General features: G+C 70.0%; 1 pseudogene. It reads left to right on the forward strand.

Going from position 1 to position 994, the window contains the following annotated elements:
- Positions 1 to 564, forward strand: a pseudogene (locus tag F8M74_RS37160) (hypothetical protein); the annotation flags it as partial.
- Positions 565 to 994 lie beyond the last annotated feature (430 nt).

A 994-nucleotide genomic window follows, 5' to 3' on the forward strand; every position in this document is an offset into this window, starting at 1 on the left:
GGTGAGGGGGGCGCATGGGGGGCCGTGGCGGGCGTGGGCGCGGACGCAGTGACTTCGACGCTGGACATGACCCTGCGGCTGGAGGTGCGGCGTCAGCAAGGCGGTTTCCGGCAAGGGTTCTTCGGTCCTGACTACGAGCTGGCGCGCTTCAAGGCCGCGGGCCCGGATGACATGCCGCTCGCGAATGCTTCGTTTCCCGATGGCTACTCGGCCTATGGCGAGGCGGTGGTTGGTTGGGATGCCGTCAGCTACGGGGGGCTCTACAAGCACCTCAAGCTGTCGCTGGGCGCGGAGGCGTTCTCCTGGGGGCGCTTCGACGTGGACGGGCGCGTGGCTGTGCAGCTCTTCGACCGCAGTCTGGAAGTGGCATTGAAGGGCCTTGGCGTGGGTATAGGGCAACGCGGAGCGCGCTACCTGGGGGCGGCGGAAGTGCGCTGGCGATTCCTGGGCGGGAAGCTCTACGCGATGGGAACAGGAGGCACGCTGCTGTTCCCCACGGCGGAAGGGGCGCTGCGACCGGGGGCCTTCGCGTCGGTGGGCCTGGGGGCGGACAATGCGCGCTAACATCCTGCTGTGGGTGGCGGTGGTGCTGGCCACGGGATACGCCACGCTTGTCCCCGCCAAGGCCCAGGCTCACGCCAGGAACACCGCGCCTCACCGGAGTGCGCCGCTGGTGGAAGCGCTCCCTGCGCCGTCAGCGCCCCTCGGCGTGACAGGGCCCGACGAATCAGCGCGGCTCAATCGCCGCCGAATCCCCAGAGATGAATCAACAGGAGCGGGAGCGGGCACCGTGGCGCCAGCGGTGGGAGGTTCCGTCCCGAGTGGCCCCGCGCGTTTGGATGCATGGGACGCGCTGCTCTCGCGCGCGGTAACCGTCCGGCCAGCGACGTGGCGTGAGCGGTTGCAGACGGACGATGGCCGTGACCGGCACGCGCCGCGAGGATTTAGAGGCTGGGCTGGAGGAGTGAATCGGGCGGGTCGGCGGCACGCCGCC

Source organism: Myxococcus sp. CA023 (assembly GCF_010998615.1).
Classification (GTDB): Bacteria; Myxococcota; Myxococcia; order Myxococcales; family Myxococcaceae; genus Myxococcus.